Origin of the sequence: Cytobacillus sp. FSL R5-0377, from assembly GCF_038004385.1 — a bacterium.
In the GTDB taxonomy this organism is placed as follows: domain Bacteria; phylum Bacillota; class Bacilli; order Bacillales; family Cytobacillaceae; genus Cytobacillus.
Window position 1 is genome coordinate 3,336,703 of the sequence record NZ_JBBORA010000001.1, and the last position, 19,507, is coordinate 3,356,209.

General features: G+C 41.8%; 17 protein-coding genes. 14 read left to right on the forward strand and 3 right to left on the reverse strand.

Annotated elements, in window-relative coordinates; genetic code table 11:
• Positions 1–24 precede the first annotated feature (24 nt).
• Positions 25–471, reverse strand: a complete 447-nt coding sequence (locus tag NSQ49_RS17055; protein ID WP_159870871.1) for a YtoQ family protein — start codon at positions 469–471, stop codon at positions 25–27.
• 161 nt (positions 472–632) lie between these two features.
• On the opposite strand from NSQ49_RS17055, the gene NSQ49_RS17060 reads away from it, so the two are divergent.
• The 7 genes from NSQ49_RS17060 (at position 633) to murC (ending at position 9,745) form a co-directional block, all read left to right on the forward strand.
• Positions 633–1,136: a hypothetical protein gene (locus NSQ49_RS17060; RefSeq protein ID WP_159870874.1), complete on the forward strand. Its 504-nt coding sequence runs from the start codon at positions 633–635 to the stop codon at positions 1,134–1,136.
• 179 nt (positions 1,137–1,315) lie between these two features.
• Positions 1,316–2,338 (forward strand): PTS transporter subunit IIC, encoded by a 1,023-nt coding sequence (locus tag NSQ49_RS17065; protein WP_251283909.1) that lies wholly within the window; start codon positions 1,316–1,318, stop codon positions 2,336–2,338.
• A complete protein-coding gene (locus tag NSQ49_RS17070) occupies positions 2,335–2,652 on the forward strand; it encodes a thioredoxin family protein (RefSeq protein ID WP_251283910.1) in 318 nt (105 codons plus the stop codon). Before NSQ49_RS17065 ends, NSQ49_RS17070 begins: the two co-directional genes overlap by 4 nt.
• 228 nt (positions 2,653–2,880) lie before the next feature.
• Complete coding sequence (locus NSQ49_RS17075; protein ID WP_159870883.1) at positions 2,881–3,681, forward strand: DUF1444 domain-containing protein; 801 nt, start codon at positions 2,881–2,883, stop codon at positions 3,679–3,681.
• Positions 3,682–4,025: 344 nt separating this feature from the next.
• Positions 4,026–6,854: a DNA translocase FtsK gene (locus tag NSQ49_RS17080; RefSeq protein ID WP_251283911.1), complete on the forward strand. Its 2,829-nt coding sequence runs from the start codon at positions 4,026–4,028 to the stop codon at positions 6,852–6,854.
• A 161-nt stretch (positions 6,855–7,015) separates the two neighbouring features.
• Positions 7,016–8,113 carry a nicotinate phosphoribosyltransferase gene (locus tag NSQ49_RS17085; protein ID WP_159870889.1) on the forward strand — a complete coding sequence of 366 codons (1,098 nt, stop codon included), beginning with the start codon at positions 7,016–7,018 and terminating at the stop codon, positions 8,111–8,113.
• A gap of 336 nt (positions 8,114–8,449) precedes the next feature.
• The gene (murC, locus tag NSQ49_RS17090; RefSeq protein WP_251283912.1) at positions 8,450–9,745 is read left to right on the forward strand and encodes a UDP-N-acetylmuramate--L-alanine ligase; all 1,296 of its coding nucleotides are present in this window, start codon (positions 8,450–8,452) and stop codon (positions 9,743–9,745) included.
• 50 nt (positions 9,746–9,795) lie between these two features.
• Here the strand turns inward: murC and NSQ49_RS17095 are convergent, their stop codons facing one another.
• Positions 9,796–10,911: an aminopeptidase gene (locus tag NSQ49_RS17095; RefSeq protein ID WP_251283913.1), complete on the reverse strand. Its 1,116-nt coding sequence runs from the start codon at positions 10,909–10,911 to the stop codon at positions 9,796–9,798.
• 227 nt (positions 10,912–11,138) lie between these two features.
• Here NSQ49_RS17095 and NSQ49_RS17100 point away from each other — a divergent pair, with 227 nt between their 5' ends.
• The 3 genes from NSQ49_RS17100 (at position 11,139) to ytxJ (ending at position 12,836) form a co-directional block, all read left to right on the forward strand.
• A complete protein-coding gene (locus NSQ49_RS17100; protein WP_035330351.1) occupies positions 11,139–11,624 on the forward strand; it encodes a DUF948 domain-containing protein in 486 nt (161 codons plus the stop codon).
• A gap of 22 nt (positions 11,625–11,646) precedes the next feature.
• Entirely contained in the window at positions 11,647–12,144 is a 498-nt protein-coding gene (locus NSQ49_RS17105) for a YtxH domain-containing protein (RefSeq protein ID WP_251283914.1), read from the forward strand.
• A 362-nt stretch (positions 12,145–12,506) separates the two neighbouring features.
• Complete coding sequence (gene ytxJ, locus NSQ49_RS17110; RefSeq protein WP_159870901.1) at positions 12,507–12,836, forward strand: bacillithiol system redox-active protein YtxJ; 330 nt, start codon at positions 12,507–12,509, stop codon at positions 12,834–12,836.
• Between the two features lie 30 nt (positions 12,837–12,866).
• Here the strand turns inward: ytxJ and pilM are convergent, their stop codons facing one another.
• Entirely contained in the window at positions 12,867–15,044 is a 2,178-nt protein-coding gene (gene pilM / locus NSQ49_RS17115; protein WP_251283915.1) for a cell division protein FtsA, read from the reverse strand.
• 266 nt (positions 15,045–15,310) lie between these two features.
• Between pilM and NSQ49_RS17120 the strand changes: the two genes are divergently transcribed.
• From NSQ49_RS17120 to motS, 4 genes are all read left to right on the forward strand, one after another.
• Complete coding sequence (locus NSQ49_RS17120; RefSeq protein ID WP_251283916.1) at positions 15,311–16,387, forward strand: bifunctional 3-deoxy-7-phosphoheptulonate synthase/chorismate mutase; 1,077 nt, start codon at positions 15,311–15,313, stop codon at positions 16,385–16,387.
• Between the two features lie 402 nt (positions 16,388–16,789).
• A complete protein-coding gene (gene ccpA, locus NSQ49_RS17125; protein WP_159870910.1) occupies positions 16,790–17,788 on the forward strand; it encodes a catabolite control protein A in 999 nt (332 codons plus the stop codon).
• Positions 17,789–17,900: 112 nt separating this feature from the next.
• Positions 17,901–18,719: a flagellar motor protein MotP gene (gene motP, locus NSQ49_RS17130; protein WP_251283917.1), complete on the forward strand. Its 819-nt coding sequence runs from the start codon at positions 17,901–17,903 to the stop codon at positions 18,717–18,719.
• Positions 18,709–19,443: a flagellar motor protein MotS gene (motS, locus tag NSQ49_RS17135; RefSeq protein ID WP_159870916.1), complete on the forward strand. Its 735-nt coding sequence runs from the start codon at positions 18,709–18,711 to the stop codon at positions 19,441–19,443. Before motP ends, motS begins: the two co-directional genes overlap by 11 nt.
• Positions 19,444–19,507 lie beyond the last annotated feature (64 nt).

Below are 19,507 nucleotides of genomic sequence, written 5' to 3' on the forward strand. Positions count from 1 at the left end.
TTTTCTGGAGGCTTTTTAGTCTATCTATTCAGTTTCGAAGATGTATGACAGAACCTTCAATGCCTGGCTGACAGTTTCAACTGTAACATTTGCCTTACTTGAAAGCTCTTTGAGGGGATGGTGAAGCTCCTTTGGACGGATGAGGATTAGCGGTTTTCCAAGAGCGGCAGCTGCGCTTGCGTCCATGGCGGTGTTCCACTGCTTGTACTTTTCACCAAATAATGCAATCACCAGATCTGATTTTTGCATTAGAAGCTGTGTTCTTAGATTATTTATACTTGAAGCAGCTTCGTCCCGGAAAATGGCATCAGGCTGCTTTCCGAGAATTTCCTCCCCAATCATGTCAGAACGATCATGATTTTCCATGGGACCTGTAAAATGAACTGGGAGCTTGAGTGATTTAGCCTTCTCCTTTAACTCGCTGCGCCAATTCGAATGTATTTCACCTGCTAAATAGACTGTTATTTCCATTCTTTTTCCTCCTTTATGCAATATTCTTATATTTTAACATTTCTTCTAGTAAGTAATGCAGTGAAAAGGCTGGCAATACTGATATGAAGGCTTGTCAGACTATTAAGAAGAAATGTATGATAGGAAAGGATATGAAATCCTTGCAAGGAGGGGACAATAGAATGAGTAAAAGATTCACCGCAGCCTTGCTCTTATTTATTTCATTTATACTGCTAAGTGCCTGTTCAGCATCGTTTGAAGAAGAGCAAACCGCCGCAAAGAATGCTGCCGAGAAAGCATTTAACCAATCACCTGAAAAGACAAATCATAAGTTTGAAGATATAGAGTACTATTTGCCTTTCGGCTATGAAGTAGAAGAGGAAAGTCCAAATAACATTATTTTAAAAAACGGCTCGAAGCGATATATTCTTTTTTACAATCAGCATGAAGGTCCGGAAAGCAAGGTTGTCCTTGATGCGACGCTTAAGCAGAAAGATAAATACGAAGTTAAGGAGACATTTACGAAGGATGGACATAATGGCTTCCTATTAATCAACAAGGGAAAAAAGGATGAACATGAATTGGTCGTCGGGATTGGCGGCGTAAAATTATCAACGCAGGCTAAGAGCAGAAACTTATCCTCTGACGCCGCTGCGATGATGGAAATAGCTAATTCTGTTAAATAAATAACTAAAGCGAAGGACGATGTCCTTCGTTTTTGTTTTGTCTTTTTATCAGATGATTTTTTATTTATATAATAGAAAACCCCTATTAAAAGAACAATAAGAATACAGGAATTTTATATTACAAGTGTCTTTACATATGTTATCTTATAATTGCACAACTTTTACATAGGGGGAAAAAAATGAGAGAATTTCTGAATAGAAAAGGGGTTACCCTTTCAGCTAAAGTTTATTTTATAGATGCGCTGAGCAGCATGGCGCTAGGGTTGTTTGCTTCGCTGATCATCGGGCTGATCATCAAGACAATCGGCGAACAGACTGATATAAAATATTTACAGGATATGGGTATTCTCGCTATGGGGCTGATGGGGCCTGCTATTGGAGTGGCAGTTGCATACGGATTGAATGCTCCTCCGCTGGTTGTATTTTCAGCCATCGCAAGCGGTGCTGCAGGTGCTGCTCTTGGTGGACCGGCAGGGAGTTTCGCTGCGGCCCTTATTTCCACAGAACTAGGAAAATTAGTCAGTAAGGAAACAAAAGTGGATATTATTGTAACTCCGCTTGTAACCATTGGTGCGGGTTATGTCGTATCAACACTTATTGGACCGGGAATTGATTTTGGAATGAAAAGCTTTGGCAGCCTGATCATGTGGGGAACTGAGCAAAGGCCAATCCTCATGGGCATCATTGTGGCGGTTTTAATGGGGCTTGCTTTGACGGCTCCTATTTCTTCAGCTGCCATTGCGATGATGCTTGATTTGCATGGAGTTGCAGCTGGAGCTGCTACGATTGGCTGTGCAGCTCAAATGGTCGGCTTCGCTGTAAGCAGCTACAGGGAAAATAAAATGGGCGGATTAATTGCGATTGGAATTGGAACATCCATGCTGCAGGTGCCTAATATTATCAGAAACCCGCGCATTCTTATTCCGCCTACAATCGCAGGAGCGATCCTCGCACCATTTGGCACGACCTTATGGCTAATGGAAAACAATGCTGCAGGGGCAGGGATGGGAACTAGCGGGCTTGTTGGCCAGATTATGACTTTTACCACGATGGGCTTCGGTACTGACGTTTGGATGAAGGTTATTGTCTTGCATATTATTGGACCCGCTCTCATCAGCCTGATATTATCTGAATATATGAGGAAAAAAGGCTGGATCCAATATGGAGACATGCAAATCAGCACAGGGGGCGAAAGAAAATGAAAAAATTGGAATCAGCAGAACAATTTAACGAGATGCGCAGCAGCGGGAAACACATTTTCATGTTTTCAGCAGACTGGTGTCCTGATTGCCTGGTGATTGAACCGGTATTGCCTGAAATCGAAGCAAAATATAGTGATTATACTTTCGTTTATGTAGACCCCGATCAATTCATTGATCTTTGCATTGAACTTGATATTTTTGGCATCCCGAGCTTTGTTGGATACAAAGATGGCAATGAACTTGGCCGCTTCGTCAGCAAAGACCGCAAAACACAGGAAGAAATCGAGAACTTTATTCAAACTCTGGAAAACTAAACCTGTTTACATTTAGACTCCAGTGCCTGCCCTCGAGGTTACAAGCTTGTCTGGTTGAGACAATCACCTTCCAGAAGGAAAAATCACTTTCTTGGAGGGCTAGGCTTATACTTGCCGGGGTTAGGTGAGGAGCTTTCCTTTTAGACCCTCCTGTATCTCTTTTGAAGCAGGAGGGTTTATTAGTGTAAAATGAATCTGAAATGGATCCCCATAAGGAGGGACTTATATATGAAAATGGATAGCAGAAAGATGAAAAATGAATTGGAGCAGCGTTTAGCAAAAGAGAATCGGGTATTTTCTTTTGACAGGGAAAAGGATCAGCTCAGAATTGAAAATAAGGACACCGGTAAAGGGATCACCATCACTCTTCCGGGCATCATTGCTAAATGGCAGGAGCAAAAGGAGAAAGCAATTGATGAGGTTGTTTACTATGTGGAGGAAGGATTAGAAGCTATGGTGGAGGATGCCCATTTATCCGGGCATGAAAAAAACATATTTCCGGTCATCCGATCCACCTCTTTTCCTGGCGAGTCACAAGATGGCGTTCCTTTCTTAACAGATGAACACACTGCTGAGACTCGCATATACTATGCCCTTGATCTAGGTAAAACGTATCGTCTTATAGATGCCCAGCTAATGGAAAAAGAAGGATGGGATCCTGAAAGAATTAGGGAAACGGCACTATTTAATGTCAGATCTCTCACGACAGATCTGAAATCGGATACTGTAGCAGGCAATACTTTCTATTTCTTAAATAAAAATGATGGATACGATGCGAGCCGGATACTGAATGATTCGTTCATCAAAGAAATGAGCCGAAAAACAGAAGGAACTATGGCAGTAGCAGTTCCGCATCAGGATGTATTGATCATTGCTGATATTAAAAATGAAACAGGCTATGATGTTCTCGCCCAGATGACTATGAGTTTCTTTGCGAGCGGCAGAGTGCCGATCACTTCCCTTTCATTCTTATACGAAAATGGAGAGTTTGAACCAATATTTATTTTGGGTAAGAATAAAAAGCAATAGCACTTTAGGGTCACAGCGATGTGGTCCTTTTTTTGTTAAACGCGCAGACTCATCCTGAAAAAAAGAATTAAACCCCCAGGAGAGTAATATTATTTTCGAATTATCTATTAATCATTATTTCTATTAAAAGAAAAATAGTACTGTGAAAAAAGTCAGATGCCTGTACAAATAAATCATAAACCTGGCCTAAGCCGAAAGTATGTCTGTACCTAGTGTTTGTTTGTAAATTTACCCATTCTGCCTTTAAAAGGACTCATTCTCGGATTTCTTATTCAAAATCTGTGAATAACTGCTAAAATAATAGAGATAGTCTAATAAGTTTTTGATGGAAAGAGTTGATATATATGAGCTGGATTAAGAAGCTTTTTCATATGTTTAAAGATAATGAAGAAGAATATGAGGAATTTGAAGAATACACAGATGAGAGAAACGATGAGAAACAGCCTCCTCCTTCTCAAAGCACAAAAGAAAGTTCAAGAGATGTAGATGCTAAAGTAGTCTATCAATACCCAAAAGGCCAATTTCGTTTTCCGGTCATACCTGACAGCGAAGCAGCCCGGGAAAATAACAGGCAGAAAAAGCAGGATCATAGCCTCAGACAGACAGTTAAAGAAACACCTGAAAAACGGGAGCCAAGGGGAAGAGAAACAGAGCGGCAGAAAAAATCAGAGGATTCTCCTTTCCATGAAAAAAGGGTGTCCCGTTCTGCAGAAAGGGAGCGGAAGAGAAATCCTGCCCCATCACCTGCGAGTGAAGAAAAGATAATGACACGCAACGAAAGAGAGGCGGCCAATAAGAAAAGGCCTTTCCAGCCAACAGAAATTCCATCCCCGATATACGGATTTAAGAGACCCGGTTCAAACACTCAAAAAGATCAGCCAGATAACGGGGAACAGGAAAGCAGCCGCAGGGAAATTACATATGATGAGGTTATGCGTAAAATTCAGCAGGCTCCTGTTAAACGGACGAAAACGAGGGAAAAAGAACCCCTTAAAGATAGAGATACTGTCATTTCTGATAAGCAAGAAGAGTTCCGGGGTCAGGCAGCTGCACTTGAATCAGAGGAAACAGCAGTAAAAAAATATAAAATTGGTGAAGCCTCTGAATTAATGTTTGAATTTCCGGAGGAAAACTCTGAATCAGATCGTTATGAAGAGGAAGTAAATGCAGCAGGACAGGATGAGCTGGAGCCTTTCAGTCATAATGATGCTGCCAAGCCAGCCGGCAATGAGCCTTTAAACCAGGAAGAGAGCATGGATCAAGAGGGGAAATCAGAAATCAGCAGGTCACTTGCAAACATGATTGAAGAGGCTCTTTATGAAGAGGAAACAGAAGAAGAAACAGAAGAAATCCCAGGACAGGATGACTTGGGACCGCATGCTCTATCTGAGCAAGAGGCTCTAACTGTCACGGATAACAATCAATTAAATCAGGATATAAACATAGAATCAGAGAATGAAGAGGTAACTGATTCGGAGCAGGAAAAGATTGTACATGAAGAAAAGCCATCTTCCAGAGGGTCAATCCCATTCAATGTCATTATGCTGAACAATGACAGAAAAAAATTGAACCAGCAAGAGAAAATAACAAAACCGGCAGATGAAAAAAAAAATAATATCGCGATGTTTCCATCTGAAAGCATTCAGCAGTCTGCTGCTTCAGCTGAAAGGATTGAAGATTATTCACCTTTACCAGAATCGGACAAAATAGAGGAACAGCAGTTATATCGTGAGGAGGATGACATTTCCTATTATCAATTTCCTTCCCAGACATTACTAACGCCGCCGGTAATCATGAATGAAACTTCTGATTGGCTTTACGAACAGGAACAGATTTTAAACTCCACCCTGCAGAATTTCAATGTCAGGGCCAGGGTTGTAAATGTTACGCAAGGACCTTCGGTTACAAGATTTGAAGTGCAGCCTGAACCCGGGGTCAAGGTGAATAAAATCACGAACCTCTCGGATGATATAAAGCTTAGTCTGGCAGCCAGGGATATTAGGATTGAGGCACCAATACCAGGAAAGCATACAATCGGCATTGAGGTTCCAAACCAGAGCAGCCGTCCGGTATTTATCAGTGAGATCATAAACACACCTGAGTTCCAGAATGGCAGCTCCCCATTAACAGCTGTGCTTGGGCTGGATATCTCAGGCAAGCCGATTGTCACGGATTTAAGAAAAATGCCGCACGGTTTAATTGCCGGTGCAACGGGATCAGGAAAGAGCGTCTGCATCAACACGATCCTGATAAGCCTTTTGTATAAGGCGAGTCCGGAAGAATTGAAGCTTCTTCTGATTGACCCGAAGATGGTCGAGCTTGCGCCATATAATCGAATCCCTCATTTGGTAAGCCCGGTTATTACCGATGTCAAAGCAGCAACAGCTGCTTTGAAATGGGCTGTAGAGGAAATGGAGCGAAGATATGAATTATTCGCCCATGCCGGTGTGCGGGATATAAACCGTTTTAATGAGCTGGCAGAAGAGCATCAGCAATATTCAGAGAAGCTTCCATTTATGGTCATTGTGATCGATGAGCTCGCAGACCTTATGATGATGTCGCCGGCTGATGTGGAAGAAGCAATCTGCCGGATTGCACAGAAAGCCCGTGCCTGCGGAATGCATTTGATTATTGCAACCCAGCGTCCTTCGGTAGATGTTATTACCGGCTTAATAAAGGCAAACGTCCCAACAAGAATTGCATTCTCCGTGTCATCCCAAATTGATTCCAGAACAATTATCGATATAAGCGGAGCCGAAAAACTGCTTGGCCGCGGCGATATGCTTTTCCTTGAAAATGGGTCCTCAAAGCCGCTCAGACTTCAGGGGACATTTGTTTCTGACAAAGAAATTGATGATGTCGTAGCTCATGTACGCAGGGAGCAAGAACCTGATTATTTATTTGAGCAGGAAGAACTTCTGAAAAAAGCCCAAGCCATTGAAGAAGAGGATGAACTGTTTTTTGAAGCATGCGAGTTTGTTGTTGATCAGGGATCCGCTTCCACTTCAAGTCTGCAAAGAAGATTTAAAATAGGCTATAATAGGGCAGCCAGGCTGATTGATATGATGGAAAAGCAAGGGTTTATTTCAGAAAATAGAGGAAGCAAACCAAGGGATGTCCTTATTACTGCTGCTGATCTTGAATCCATACAAGACACTAGTACATTAAATTAATCCATGGTATTCTTTACTTGCATGTTTAAAATAATATAAATAACTACTAAGATAACGAAGAAAGCATTCAAGCTGGCCCCCAGCCGGCATATAGGCCTGCTCCTTGCTGCGCCAAGTCTGCAGGCAAATCTGCTTTCTTTCATGTTTGTAAGGAGCTTGGGATGAAGGAAATTGAAATGAAGGTTAAGGGAGAAATAAAGCGTCTGACAAACCAGACCTTTAAATTTGATGAACGAGTAAGGGATGGCTGGTTTTCAGCGGTTTACTTCCTAAAGACTAGAGAAATTGTTAAGAAATATCACGCAGATAAAATTGTAACCATGCAGTTCTTTCAAAAGAATCATGCCGTTCTATGCGGTACAGATGAGGTAATTGCGCTATTAAAAACATTTGCGGACCGGCCGGATGATTTGGAAATCCATTCTTTAAAAGATGGAGACAAGATTTCACCCTTTGAAACAGTAATGACCATAACAGGAAGATATCAGGATTTTGGCTATCTCGAGGGAATCATTGACGGCATATTGGCCAGAAGAACTTCTGTTGCCACAAATGTTTATAATGTGGTAAAGGCAGCAGGAGTTTCCGGTGTTCAAAAACAGGTCATCTTCATGGGGGACCGTGATGATCATTTCACCACCCAGGCAGGTGATGGATATGCTGCCTATATTGGGGGTGCAACAGCCCAGGCAACCCATGCCATGAACGAATGGTGGGGCAAAAAGGGCATGGGAACAATGCCGCACGCACTGATTCAAATGTTTAAAGGAGATATCGTTGCGGCTACTGAAGCTTATCAGGAGACGTTTCCTGAAGACGATTTAGTTGCGCTGGTAGATTACAATAATGATGCCATTACGGATTCCCTGAAAGTCGCAAGGGCTTTTGGCGATGAACTTATCGGTGTAAGGGTTGACACATCCCGAACAATGATAGATCAATATTTCTTAAGAAATCAGCATCTCCTGGGGACTTTTGACCCGCGCGGAGTCAATGCTGAACTTATTTTTGCTTTAAGAAAAGCACTTAATGACGAAGGCTTCGGCCATGTCAAGATTGTGGTGAGCGGAGGTTTCACCGAATCACGAATCAGAGAATTTGAAGAAAAAGGTGTTCCGGTAGATACCTACGGTGTCGGAAGCAGCCTGTTGAAGATCAACACTGGGTTTACAGGGGATAATGTGATGATAGACGGCAAACATGCAGCCAAGGCAGGACGACGTTACCGCCCTAACCCCCGCCTTGAGAAGGTTGAATAACTGAGCGATACTTCCCATTAGAAATGGAAGGCTCAATTCTGAGATTGCATCCTTGCCGCAGTGCTTAACAGCTCCGGTGCGAGAATAGAGAGTCTTCCTGAAATCTAATGTCTTATATTTTATATTCAAAGAATAAACAGCTGGCAATACGTTACATAGTTTTTAAAATTGATTAATGATATAATGATTCAATACATTAAAGCGCAAGTAAAATAATTTACAGCAGAATAGCATAGCAGCACAGTCACGGAAGTATGTCCTCACAGGGGATATGCGCAAAACTAGATATATGTCATATACTGTTTTACAGATATACGATGGTTGGAGGTTCTTTATATGACTATTTACCATTTCGTAGGTATAAAGGGGTCCGGAATGAGTGCATTGGCACAAGTTCTGCATGATATGAACTATCAGGTTCAAGGCTCCGATTTTGAGAAACACTTTTTTACGCAGGTTGCACTTGAAAAATCCGGAATAAAGATCCTTCCCTTTCAAAAGGAAAATATACAGCCGGGCATGACGGTAATTGCCGGGAATGCATATCCGGACACGCATGAAGAAATTGAGGAAGCAATGAAGCTTGGCTTGCCTGTAGTGCGCTATCACCGCTTTTTAGGTGACTTTATGAAGAATTTTACAAGTATCGCAGTGACAGGAGCACATGGAAAAACATCGACTACAGGCTTGCTTGCACATGTTATGAGAGGTGCAAAACCAACTTCATTCCTAATTGGAGACGGTACGGGCAAAGGGGACGAAAAGGCTGAGTATTTTGTTTTCGAAGCTTGCGAATATAGAAGACACTTCCTTTCTTATTACCCGGATTATGCAATTATGACGAATATAGATTTTGACCACCCTGACTACTTTGCCAATGTTGAAGATGTTTTCTCTGCTTTTCAGGAAATGTCTTGGCAAGTGAACAAGGGCATTTTTGCATGCGGTGATGACGAGCAGCTGCAAAAAATCCAGGCTAAAGTGCCTGTCGTATTTTACGGTTTTGGGGATGAAAATGATTTCCAGGCACGCAATGTGGTAAAGACGACTGAAGGGACAACATTTGACGTTTTTGTCCGCAATACCTTCTATGAGACGTTCTCAATTGCCGCCTATGGAGATCATAACGTTTTGAACTCTTTAGCTGTCATCGCTTTATGTCACTATGAAGAGATCGATGCGAAGATTGTTCAGGAACAGCTTCTTTCCTTTGAAGGGGTGAAAAGAAGATTTTCCGAGAAGAAAGTGGGCTCTCAGGTAATTATTGATGACTATGCACACCATCCGACAGAAATTAAGGCAACTGTAGAAGCTGCCAGACAAAAGTATCCCGATAAAGAAGTTGTCGCGGTTTTCCAGCCGCATACCTTTACGAGAACTCAGGCCTTTCTTGAAGATTTTGCATCAAGCTTAAATTTGGCTGACAAAGTTTATCTTTGTGAAATTTTTGGCTCTGCTCGTGAAAACCATGGAAAACTCACGATTAATGACTTAAAGGAAAAAATTCCGAATGCACAAATTTTAAACGAAGAAGAAACTGCTGTCCTAAGGAATCATGAGGAAAGCGTAATTATGTTTATGGGTGCCGGGGATATCCAAAAATTCCAGCAGGCATACGAAAACCAATTATAATATATAAAAAAGGATGCTCCGCTCAGGAAGCATCCTTTTTTTCATAGAGTTTATTTTAAGTTCTCAGGATTTAACGGTTCCAATTCAGCAATAACGAACCGCCCGTCTTTACGGATTAAAACATCGTCAAAGTAGATCTCACCCCCGCCGTAGTCAGGACGCTGGATATTGACCATATCCCAGTGGATATTGGATTTATTGCCATTATACGCTTCGTCATAGCATTGTCCCGGAGTAAAGTGGAAGCTTCCATCGATTTTCTCATCGAACAGGATATCCTGCATCGGATGTAGAATATAAGGGTTAACTCCAATGGCGAATTCACCAATATAGCGCGCACCTTCATCTGTATCAAAGATTTTATTAAGGCGTTCGCTGTCATTTGCTTCCGCTTCCACGATTTTTCCGTCTTTAAATGTCAGTTTTACATTTTCAAAGTTAAAACCATGGTATGGGGATGGTGTGTTATAGGTGATAATGCCGTTAACAGACTCACGGACAGGGGCTGTATAGACCTCTCCATCAGGGATATTCATCTGGCCGGAGCATTTGATCGCCGGTATATCCTTAATCGAGAAGGACAGATCTGTACCAGGACCAGTGATTCGGACTTTATCTGTTTTATTCATTAATTCCACAAGGCTGTCCATCGCTTTGTCCATTTTACCGTAATCCAAATTGCAGACATCAAAATAGAAATCTTCAAATGCCTCTGTGCTCATTTTTGCCAATTGGGCCATGGAAGCATTAGGATAGCGGAGAACCACCCACTTCGTTTTTGGCACACGGATTTCTCTATGTACTTTTTGCCCGATTGTCGATCCATGGATTTTCATTTTATCATCCGGCACATCAGCCTGTTCGTTGATGTTGTCCCCGGAACGAAGTCCTATGTATGCATCCATTTTGCTCATAACATTTGCTTCAAATTCAGCCATCATATTGAATTGCTCTTCTTGTGCTCCTAATAGCAGGGAACGATCCACCTGATGATCTTTTAAAGATACAAATGGATATCCTCCAGCAGCGTATGCTTCCTTCACCAGTGCCGTCACTAGTTCTTTCTGCAGACCAAAATTTTCAATAAGAATTTTCTCGCCTTTCTGAAGACGGACTGAATAGTTAATCAAATTTTTCGCGAGTTTTTCAATACGGGGATCTTTCATGGATAAATTCCTCCATTAAATTTATTTTTCCGACAACTATTATTGTACCCGAAATAAATGATTTTGTTTAATCTTTTCCAATTATGCTAATATTTACTTTAACAGATGAAAATAACCGTATGAGAAGGAATTTGGACATTACAAGTGGAATCTATTAATGTACTCCTGGTTTAGAGGCAGTGCATCTGGGTAAAAAGTTATTATACAGACAACCGGAGGTGTAGGAATTGGAAATAATTTTATACTTAAGTGTAGCAGTCATTGCGATTGCATTCCTGGTTTTGGTCATTTATTTGGCAAAAACATTAAAATCCTTACAAGGGACATTAGATAACGTATCACACACATTGGCAGGTCTTGAAAGGCAATTAGATGGTGTCACGAAGGAAACAACAGTCCTGCTGCATAAAACTAATTCACTGGCAACAGATATTCAGCAGAAGTCTGAGAATCTGAACAGTGTCGTAACAGCGGTAAAAGAAGTTGGTGACTCTGTCCGCAAATTCAATGGATCCATTCAGAAAATCACATCTTCTGTCAATACACAGCTTGAACAGAATAAAGATAAAATCTCACAGGTAGTTCAGTGGAGCAATGTTCTTCTTGAAATCAAGGATAAGTGGAAAATGAGAAAAGAAGACCCCTATCAGTACAATGTAGGCGAGAAACAAATGCTTCCGCCCGAACGCCAGAGAGAGAGAGCAAGATACTAGAATAAGAGGAGGAAAAAAGAGAATGAATACTCAAGAACGTACTCAATTTGATTCAAACCAGGTGAAAACAGAGGAAAATATCAATACGAAAGATTTTATGATTGGTGCTCTTATAGGAGGCATGGTTGGCGCAGCTACCGCTTTGTTCCTGGCTCCAAAATCAGGGAAAGAACTTCAGAGTGATTTAAGCGAAAAAGCGGCTATCTTAAAAGAAAAATCAGGACAGTATCGTGAAACAGCAATGACAAAAGGAACTGAACTGGCTAATGCAGCGAAAGAGAAAACAAATGTATTAACTCAAACAGTGACCAAGCAATCCAATCAGCTTGTAAATAAAGTGAAGAGCTTAAAAGAAAATGGACAAGCTTCTGCAAATGGCACAGCCGAAGAAGAGGGAGAAGCCATCAATAACGAAGCATTTCAGACTGAAGGAAACGCGCCAGTAAATGATGCGGAAATCCAAATGAAGCTGGAAGAAACGAAAAAAGCTTTTGACGAAACCGAGCAAAAGTATAATTAATTTTATTTGTTTAAACAACGGTGAAGTGGTACGATTACTTCACCGTTATTTAATTTCTTAAGCTGTTTGCTGCTTTTTCAAAGTGTTTAACTTGCTGAACTGATCTTCCCTGTGGGCACTTGATCCTCGAAAACGGACTTTCTTCGTGCGGTGCTATTCGACGAAACATTTCAAAATCTGCGGGAGGAGCGGGAAGTGTAAGAATACGCAGGACAAGCCCTTCAGGCACTCGCCCCGCGGGTTCGCTGTGTGCCTGGAACAGATATCAGCGGGCAGAATTCTTAACCCTAAAATAGCAATCTTTGAAAAAGGCGATTTTAAAAGAGCAAGGCATTGCCTGGCTTGGATTGGAGGAAATAAAAATGAAAAAATTTGAAAGTCATGAAGCATTTGATCAAGAGGTGAAATCAGGCGGGCAGCTGCTGGTTTTAAAGCATAGTTCCACATGCCCCGTGAGCGGAGCGGCGTATGAAGAATATGAAAGCTTTGTAAAAGAGCATAAAGATGTAAATGCTTATTACTTAGTTGTTCAGGAAGATCGCCCTTTATCCAATCACATTGCAGAAACGTTTCATATTAAACATGAATCTCCTCAGGCAATTCTGTTTAATAAAGGAGATGTTGTATGGCATGCATCGCATTGGAAAGTTACATATGACTCCCTTTTGAGAGTTATTGAGGAAAACAAATAAAACCCATCCAATCGGATGGGTTTTTAATTTTTAGCTATATTTTAGAGTTGACGGTTTATTAGTTATGGCTGGCCAAACAATTTTGAGGTTGTCGCCAGGCGCTACTGGTTCATGAAAAGAAGTTTTTTCTCCATTTTTCAAAAGTATAAAGCCGCCCGAAGAGGAAGCAGGCATATCAATATTAACATGGCTGAATATATCCTGAAAAATAAAGGGAGTTCTTGGCTTTTCCAGGATTGCAATGGCATCACCAGCAGATATCACATCATCTTCGTTGAGGACAATTCCTTCTCTCTGGAATTCGAGTATTCCTCTGGACAGCTCTATTTTCTTGCCGTTAAAAATGACCGGAATGCTTTCCTGAAGTGCCAGCTGCTTAATACGTGCTAATTCCTTTACAGTCAGAGTGCTTCCTTTTTCAATTTGAAGACTGTCACCATCATCGACTATGCTGTGACAATTCACCTCAAGCCCGTTTTTAAATAGCTTTCCGGAATGGCGCGGGAGAAAAGTATCTTTCTTGTTAATGCTGATTCGAAAAGGCTTTAGTTCGTTTAATAGATTATCCAGATTTAAATATTTTAAGATGTCTTCAGCTGTTTCGGGAACCCTGCACTCTATTTTATCCCGATCAGCAAGAATCTGCTCAAGCGTGGCGGCTTTTTCATTACAGGTAAGAGCAGGATGAATTGTGTATTGCTTTCCGTTAATAGTGATTGATTTTTCAGGAACTTCGTCAATTAAATCCTTTATGCAAACTTCAGCAGGCAATCCGTCACGCCCTTTTGAAACTGTTAAGATATCCCCAGATTTGATTTCTTCATCCAAAGCGCTTGGAAAGCTGTTGCGTGTGATGACTGGGGCTTCTCCATGGCTTCCCGGGATTGTAATGTTTTGCCCATTTAAATTGATAATCATGGCAAGCCCGGGCTTCCCATAAAGCTTATTCATTTTTATTCCTGCTGCCAGCAGACCATCCCCGACTGTCAGGTCTTTAACCTCAAACAGCCGGACAGGCTGTTCGTTGACGTAAACAGTGCAATACTGGACTGGAGCTTTTTTAGCGGCAATTGCGATTCCTATTGGAGTGACTAATTCAGGGCCTTGATTTGTATAATCCGGTAAATTTAGTCCGCTGATTGCATCAATTCCCCTAATGGCAACTCTATTTGCGGGAAGCCCCAGTCTGTTTGCTATTCTTTCAGGGAGTCCAGGTGTTAAGCTCCCGCCGCCTGCCAGCATGACAGCTTTTGGCGGCCTGTTATTAAGCCGCAATATTTCGCCGCAGATGGAATTTGTCAAGCGTTCAAGCGCTGGAGAAATTTTTTCAATTGTTTCTTCTTTACTGATTTCTGATTGGAAGCCTAGAATATCTGTGACAGTAATCGTATTGGATTGATGCAAGTCTCTTTTTGCCTTTTCGGCTAGAGGGAAATCCAGAAGAAGCTGGTCACTGATGGCTTCGGTGATTTCGTCGCCTGCTACAGGAACCATTCCAAATGCAGTAACTGTGCCCAAATCTGTTATGGCAATATCAGATGTTCCGGCACCGATATCAACAAGCGCCACATTAAGCCTTCTCATTGAAGGAGGGATAAGGACATTAATAGCTGCAATTGGCTCCAGTGTTAAGGCTTCCATTTCCAGGCCAGCCCTTTGAAGAGCTGAGATGAGCGACTCCACTACAACCTTGGGCAGGAAGGTAGCAATGATTTCAACTGATGCTTCATCCCCTTGCTGATCAATCAGGCTGCCGATTTCTTCACCATCAAGACGATAGTATAAAACCGAATATCCAACACAATAGTAATAAAAGCTTTTTTCAGCTGCCTGCTTTTCTGCAGCGATTGCCTGTGCCTGCTGAACAGCACTTAATTCAAGGTGAAGAATATCCTGTTTTTGCATCATCGGTTTGCCTTTAATGCTGACCGATATTTCAGATCTTTCCGTTTTTAAAGCCCTGCCTGCCGCTGCTACACAAACTTTTTTTAATGGGCCATGTTTCACTTCAAGTTCATCCCTGATTTCTGCTATAATCTTTGAAACAGCCGGAACATCATGAATCTGGCCGTCGAGCATGGCCCTCTCTGCATGTTCCCTAATCACGATGTCTTTCACATGGTATTGGCCGCCGTCTTCTTCCAGAATAATTCCGACCACCGTGCGAGTGCCTATATCCAGTGCAAACAGCTTTTTTTGTCCATCCAAAGCAATACACCTTCTTTTTAATTGTCATAGAAATGCTTAATTTAGCCTTAAAATCGCTTTATTACTTAAAAGCGTTTAATTAATAAAGAAATTTTTCGTGACATGTCTGAATAATTCATATATAATAACCCTAATTATAAAAAATGTATCACATATCAAGAGGCCGTAAAAGAGAAAGATGGAAATGTTTAACGGTGTATGCATCCTGAACATAAATCCTGAAACCATCACGGCTAAATCTCAGAATCGAAAGGAAGGGACAGGAAATGAGCAATAATGAGCTAGATAAACTTCGTAATCGAGTGGATGAGCTGAATCTTCAGCTTTTATCTTTAATCAACGAAAGAGCAGAACTTGTTCAAGAAATCGGCAGAGTAAAGGAAACACAAGGGGTTTATCGTTATGATCCTGTCCGGGAACGCAAAATGCTGGATTTGATAAAAGAGCATAATGACGGTCCTTTTGAAAATTCAACAATTGAGCATATGTTCAAGGAAATTTTTAAAGCAGGTCTTGAACTTCAAAAAGATGATCATAGAAAAGCACTTCTTGTTTCACGCAAAAAGAAGCCTGAAAACACAATTGTGGACTTAAAAGGTGAAAAAGTAGGAGATGGCAATCCTCATCTTGTTTTTGGCCCATGTGCAGTTGAATCGTATGAGCAGGTAGCAACTGTTGCAGAAGCTGTAAAAGCAAAAGGGCTTAAGCTTCTTCGCGGAGGAGCATATAAGCCAAGAACATCGCCATATGATTTCCAGGGTCTTGGCCTTGAAGGCCTGAAAATTTTAAAAAGAGTGGCAGATGAATATGATCTGGCCGTTATTTCTGAAATTGTAAGCCCTAATGATATTGAAACAGCCGTAGATTATATTGATGTTATTCAAATCGGTGCAAGAAACATGCAAAACTTCGAGCTATTAAAAGCTGCGGGTGCTGTAAATAAGCCAGTTCTATTAAAGCGTGGAATTGCAGCTACAATTGAAGAATTCATTAATGCTGCGGAATACATCATGTCCCAGGGGAACGGACAGATCATCCTATGTGAGCGCGGAATCCGCACCTATGAGCGGGCAACACGAAATACACTTGATATTTCTGCAGTTCCAATCCTTAAGCAGGAAACACATTTGCCTGTACTTGTTGACGTTACACACTCAACAGGCCGCAGAGACTTGCTCCTTCCGGCAGCAAAAGCAGCCTTGGCAATCGGTGCAGATGGCGTAATGGCTGAAGTTCATCCTGACCCGGCTGTTGCCCTTTCAGATTCGGCACAGCAGATGGACTTAAATCAATTTGACCATTTTATGTCCGAACTTCAATCTTCAGCATTGTTGAGAGTGTGACCTTGGGAAGAAGAGCCGTTCGCGAGAGCAGATCCTTCGGGAGTGGCTATAATCCGGCTGATAAGAGCCGTTCGCTGGAGCAGATCTGTCAGGAGTGGTTCTAATCCAGTCGATGAGAGCTGTTCACGTATTCTGATTCAGCACAAAGGAACTATTCAAAATATGGAGAGCCTTCTGCTAATAGCAGAGGGCTCTTTTTCGCTTGTAAAGTGAAATATTAAGTTTTTTTCAGAAATATAAGCCTTGACATTGCGGCAATTCCTGGACTGTCGTATGATTAGATACATAATTGTTCATGTGTAACTACTCACAAAATAGGATAAAAAATGAGTAGGTTATGTCGTGTTGCTGTAAAATATAAAGTAATAAATGTGATCGCTAATTAAAGAAGGAGTGTCAGTAATGAATGTAACAATATATGATGTGGCAAGAGAAGCGAATGTATCAATGGCAACGGTTTCTCGTGTAGTAAATGGCAACCCGAATGTTAAACCCGCAACCAGAAAAAAGGTAATGGAAGTAATTGACCGGCTTGGATACCGCCCCAACGCAGTTGCGAGAGGGCTGGCAAGCAAAAAAACGACTACAGTCGGTGTGATTATTCCAGATATTTCAAGCACCTTTTTTGCAGAGTTGGCAAGGGGTATAGAAGATATTGCGACAATGTATAAATACAATATCATTCTCAGCAACTCCGATCAGAATATCGAAAAGGAGCTGCACTTGCTTAATACTATGCTCGGGAAACAGGTGGATGGAATAGTCTTTATGGGCGGCAACATTACGTCCGAGCTTGTTGAGGAGTTTGAAAAGTCTCCAGTTCCAATCGTACTTGCCGGCTCTATTGAAGAAACAGGTAAAATTCCATCAGTCAATATTAATTATGAACAGGCAGCATTTGATGTCACAAAGTCATTTATTGAAAAAGGCCATAAAGATGTAGCTCTTGTGGTAGGACCCCTCCGCGAGCCGATTAATCAGGATAAGAAGCTTGCAGGCTATAAGCGTGCGCTGGAAGAAGCTGAAGTATCGTTCCGCGATGAATTGGTGGTTGAAGGAGATTATACGTACGATTCAGGCATAGAAGCCTTTGAAAAACTGCTTGAGGCTGATCCTCGCCCAACTGCTATTTTTGCAGGGTCTGATGAGATGGCTTTGGGAATCGTCCATGGGGCCGAGGATAAAGGCTATGATGTCCCGAAAGACTTTGAGATCATCAGTTCAGACAATACGAGATTGACTTTAATGGTCCGTCCTCAGCTGACATCAGTTGTACAGCCATTGTATGATATAGGTGCAGTTGCTATGAGATTGCTTACAAAACTTATGAATAAAGAATCAGTCGACGAGCAAATTGTTGTACTCCCTCATCGAATTGAAGAACGAAGCTCAACAAAATAAGATATCTGCCGATATAAGTAGAAAGTAAAACGCCTTAATCATAAAGGCGTTTCTTTCTGTCAATTTTTATACTAAAACGTTTAGATAATGCAGTGGATCAGGGAGAGAGAGTATGAGAAAGTTCGATATGTTAACACCTGCAGGGTTAATGGTGGGCCTGGCTATGCTTATTTTTGGGATTATGTGGAATGGAGGAACAGATGGGTTTTTATCATTTGTTGATCCTTCTTCTATCCTTATTGTTTTAGGCGGATTAATAGCCGGGCTGCTTGTTAGTTTTCCTTTAAAAGATATCAGGCATATGGCTGCCGTTTTTAAGCAGGTTTTTACTAGTGAAGAACAAAGCGTAGGAGAGCTGATTGGCATTTTTGTCAAACTCTCTGATCGTGCACGGCGTGAAGGGCTTTTGTCGCTTGAGGCTGAAGTCGAGAAAGTCGAAGATTCTTTCATTCGCAAAGGCATTTATCTGGCGGTGGACGGTATAGAGCCAGATGTGATTACGGACATAATGAATGCTGAAATAATGGCGATGGAAGAGAGGCACAGGAAGGGCAGGAGCATTTTTGAAAGAGCGGGTGAGTATGCACCGGCATGGGGAATGATCGGAACCCTGATCGGTCTGGTTCTGATGCTGAAAAACTTAAATGATCCCTCCACTCTAGGGCCCAACATGGCCATTGCCCTCTTAACTACATTATATGGCTCGCTGCTCGCTAATCTTGTGTTTCTCCCGATGGCAGCAAAGCTGGCTTTAAAGACAGAGAAGGAAGTATTTCTGAAGGAGATTATTATTGAAGGGGTCATCGGTGTTCAATCCGGGCAAAATCTAAAAATTCTGGAGGAGAAGCTGAGCGCTTTTTTATCCTCTAAGGAGCGGAGAGAGCTTGAGAGGGCAGTAAACGCAGGGGAGGCGCTGGATCATGAGGCGTAGGCGAAGATCTCCTGAGCCTCCCAAAGGTGCCCCAAGCTGGATGGTGACTTTCTCGGATCTCGTCACATTAATATTGGTTTTCTTTATCCTGCTATTTTCAATGTCACAGATTGATTTAATGAAATTTCAGGCGATATCTGACTCCTTCCGGGACAGACAGGTTCTTGATTTCCAGCCGTCCATCGTTCCGGCGGAGAATCAGGGAGAAATGGAAGAAAAAACGGAAAAGGAGGAAGACAGCGGGCAATCAGATTCACTTGATAAGCTCCAGGTGGAAATTCAGTCGTTTCTTGATGAGAATGGATTAGAAAAAGTCATAGTGGCAAACAGGACAGAGCGTGGTGTCGTTCTCGTTCTGCAGGAACAGGTTTTATTCGAATCCGGAGATGCCAGTCTGATAGACAGCTCATACCCTTTCCTTGATAAAGTAGGAACCTTGTTGGCAAACATGCCCAACCCGGTTAAGGTGGAGGGACATACTGATGACCGGCCTATTACTACATACAGGTATCCATCCAATTGGGAGTTATCTGCTGCCAGGGCGAGTACAGTAATCAGATATTTAACAGAAGGACATAAACTTGACATCCACCGATTTATGGCTGTCGGCTATGGAGAAACCCGTCCTATCGTTCCTAATTCCGGACCGGAGAATTGGGAGAAAAACAGACGTGTTGAAATCATTATTTCAGATCCGAAATTTAATGAAGAGAATAACAAATAAACAGGTCTGGCAAATGCCGGACCTGTTTATTTGCATATGAAGAAATGTATCTGGCAAATATTTT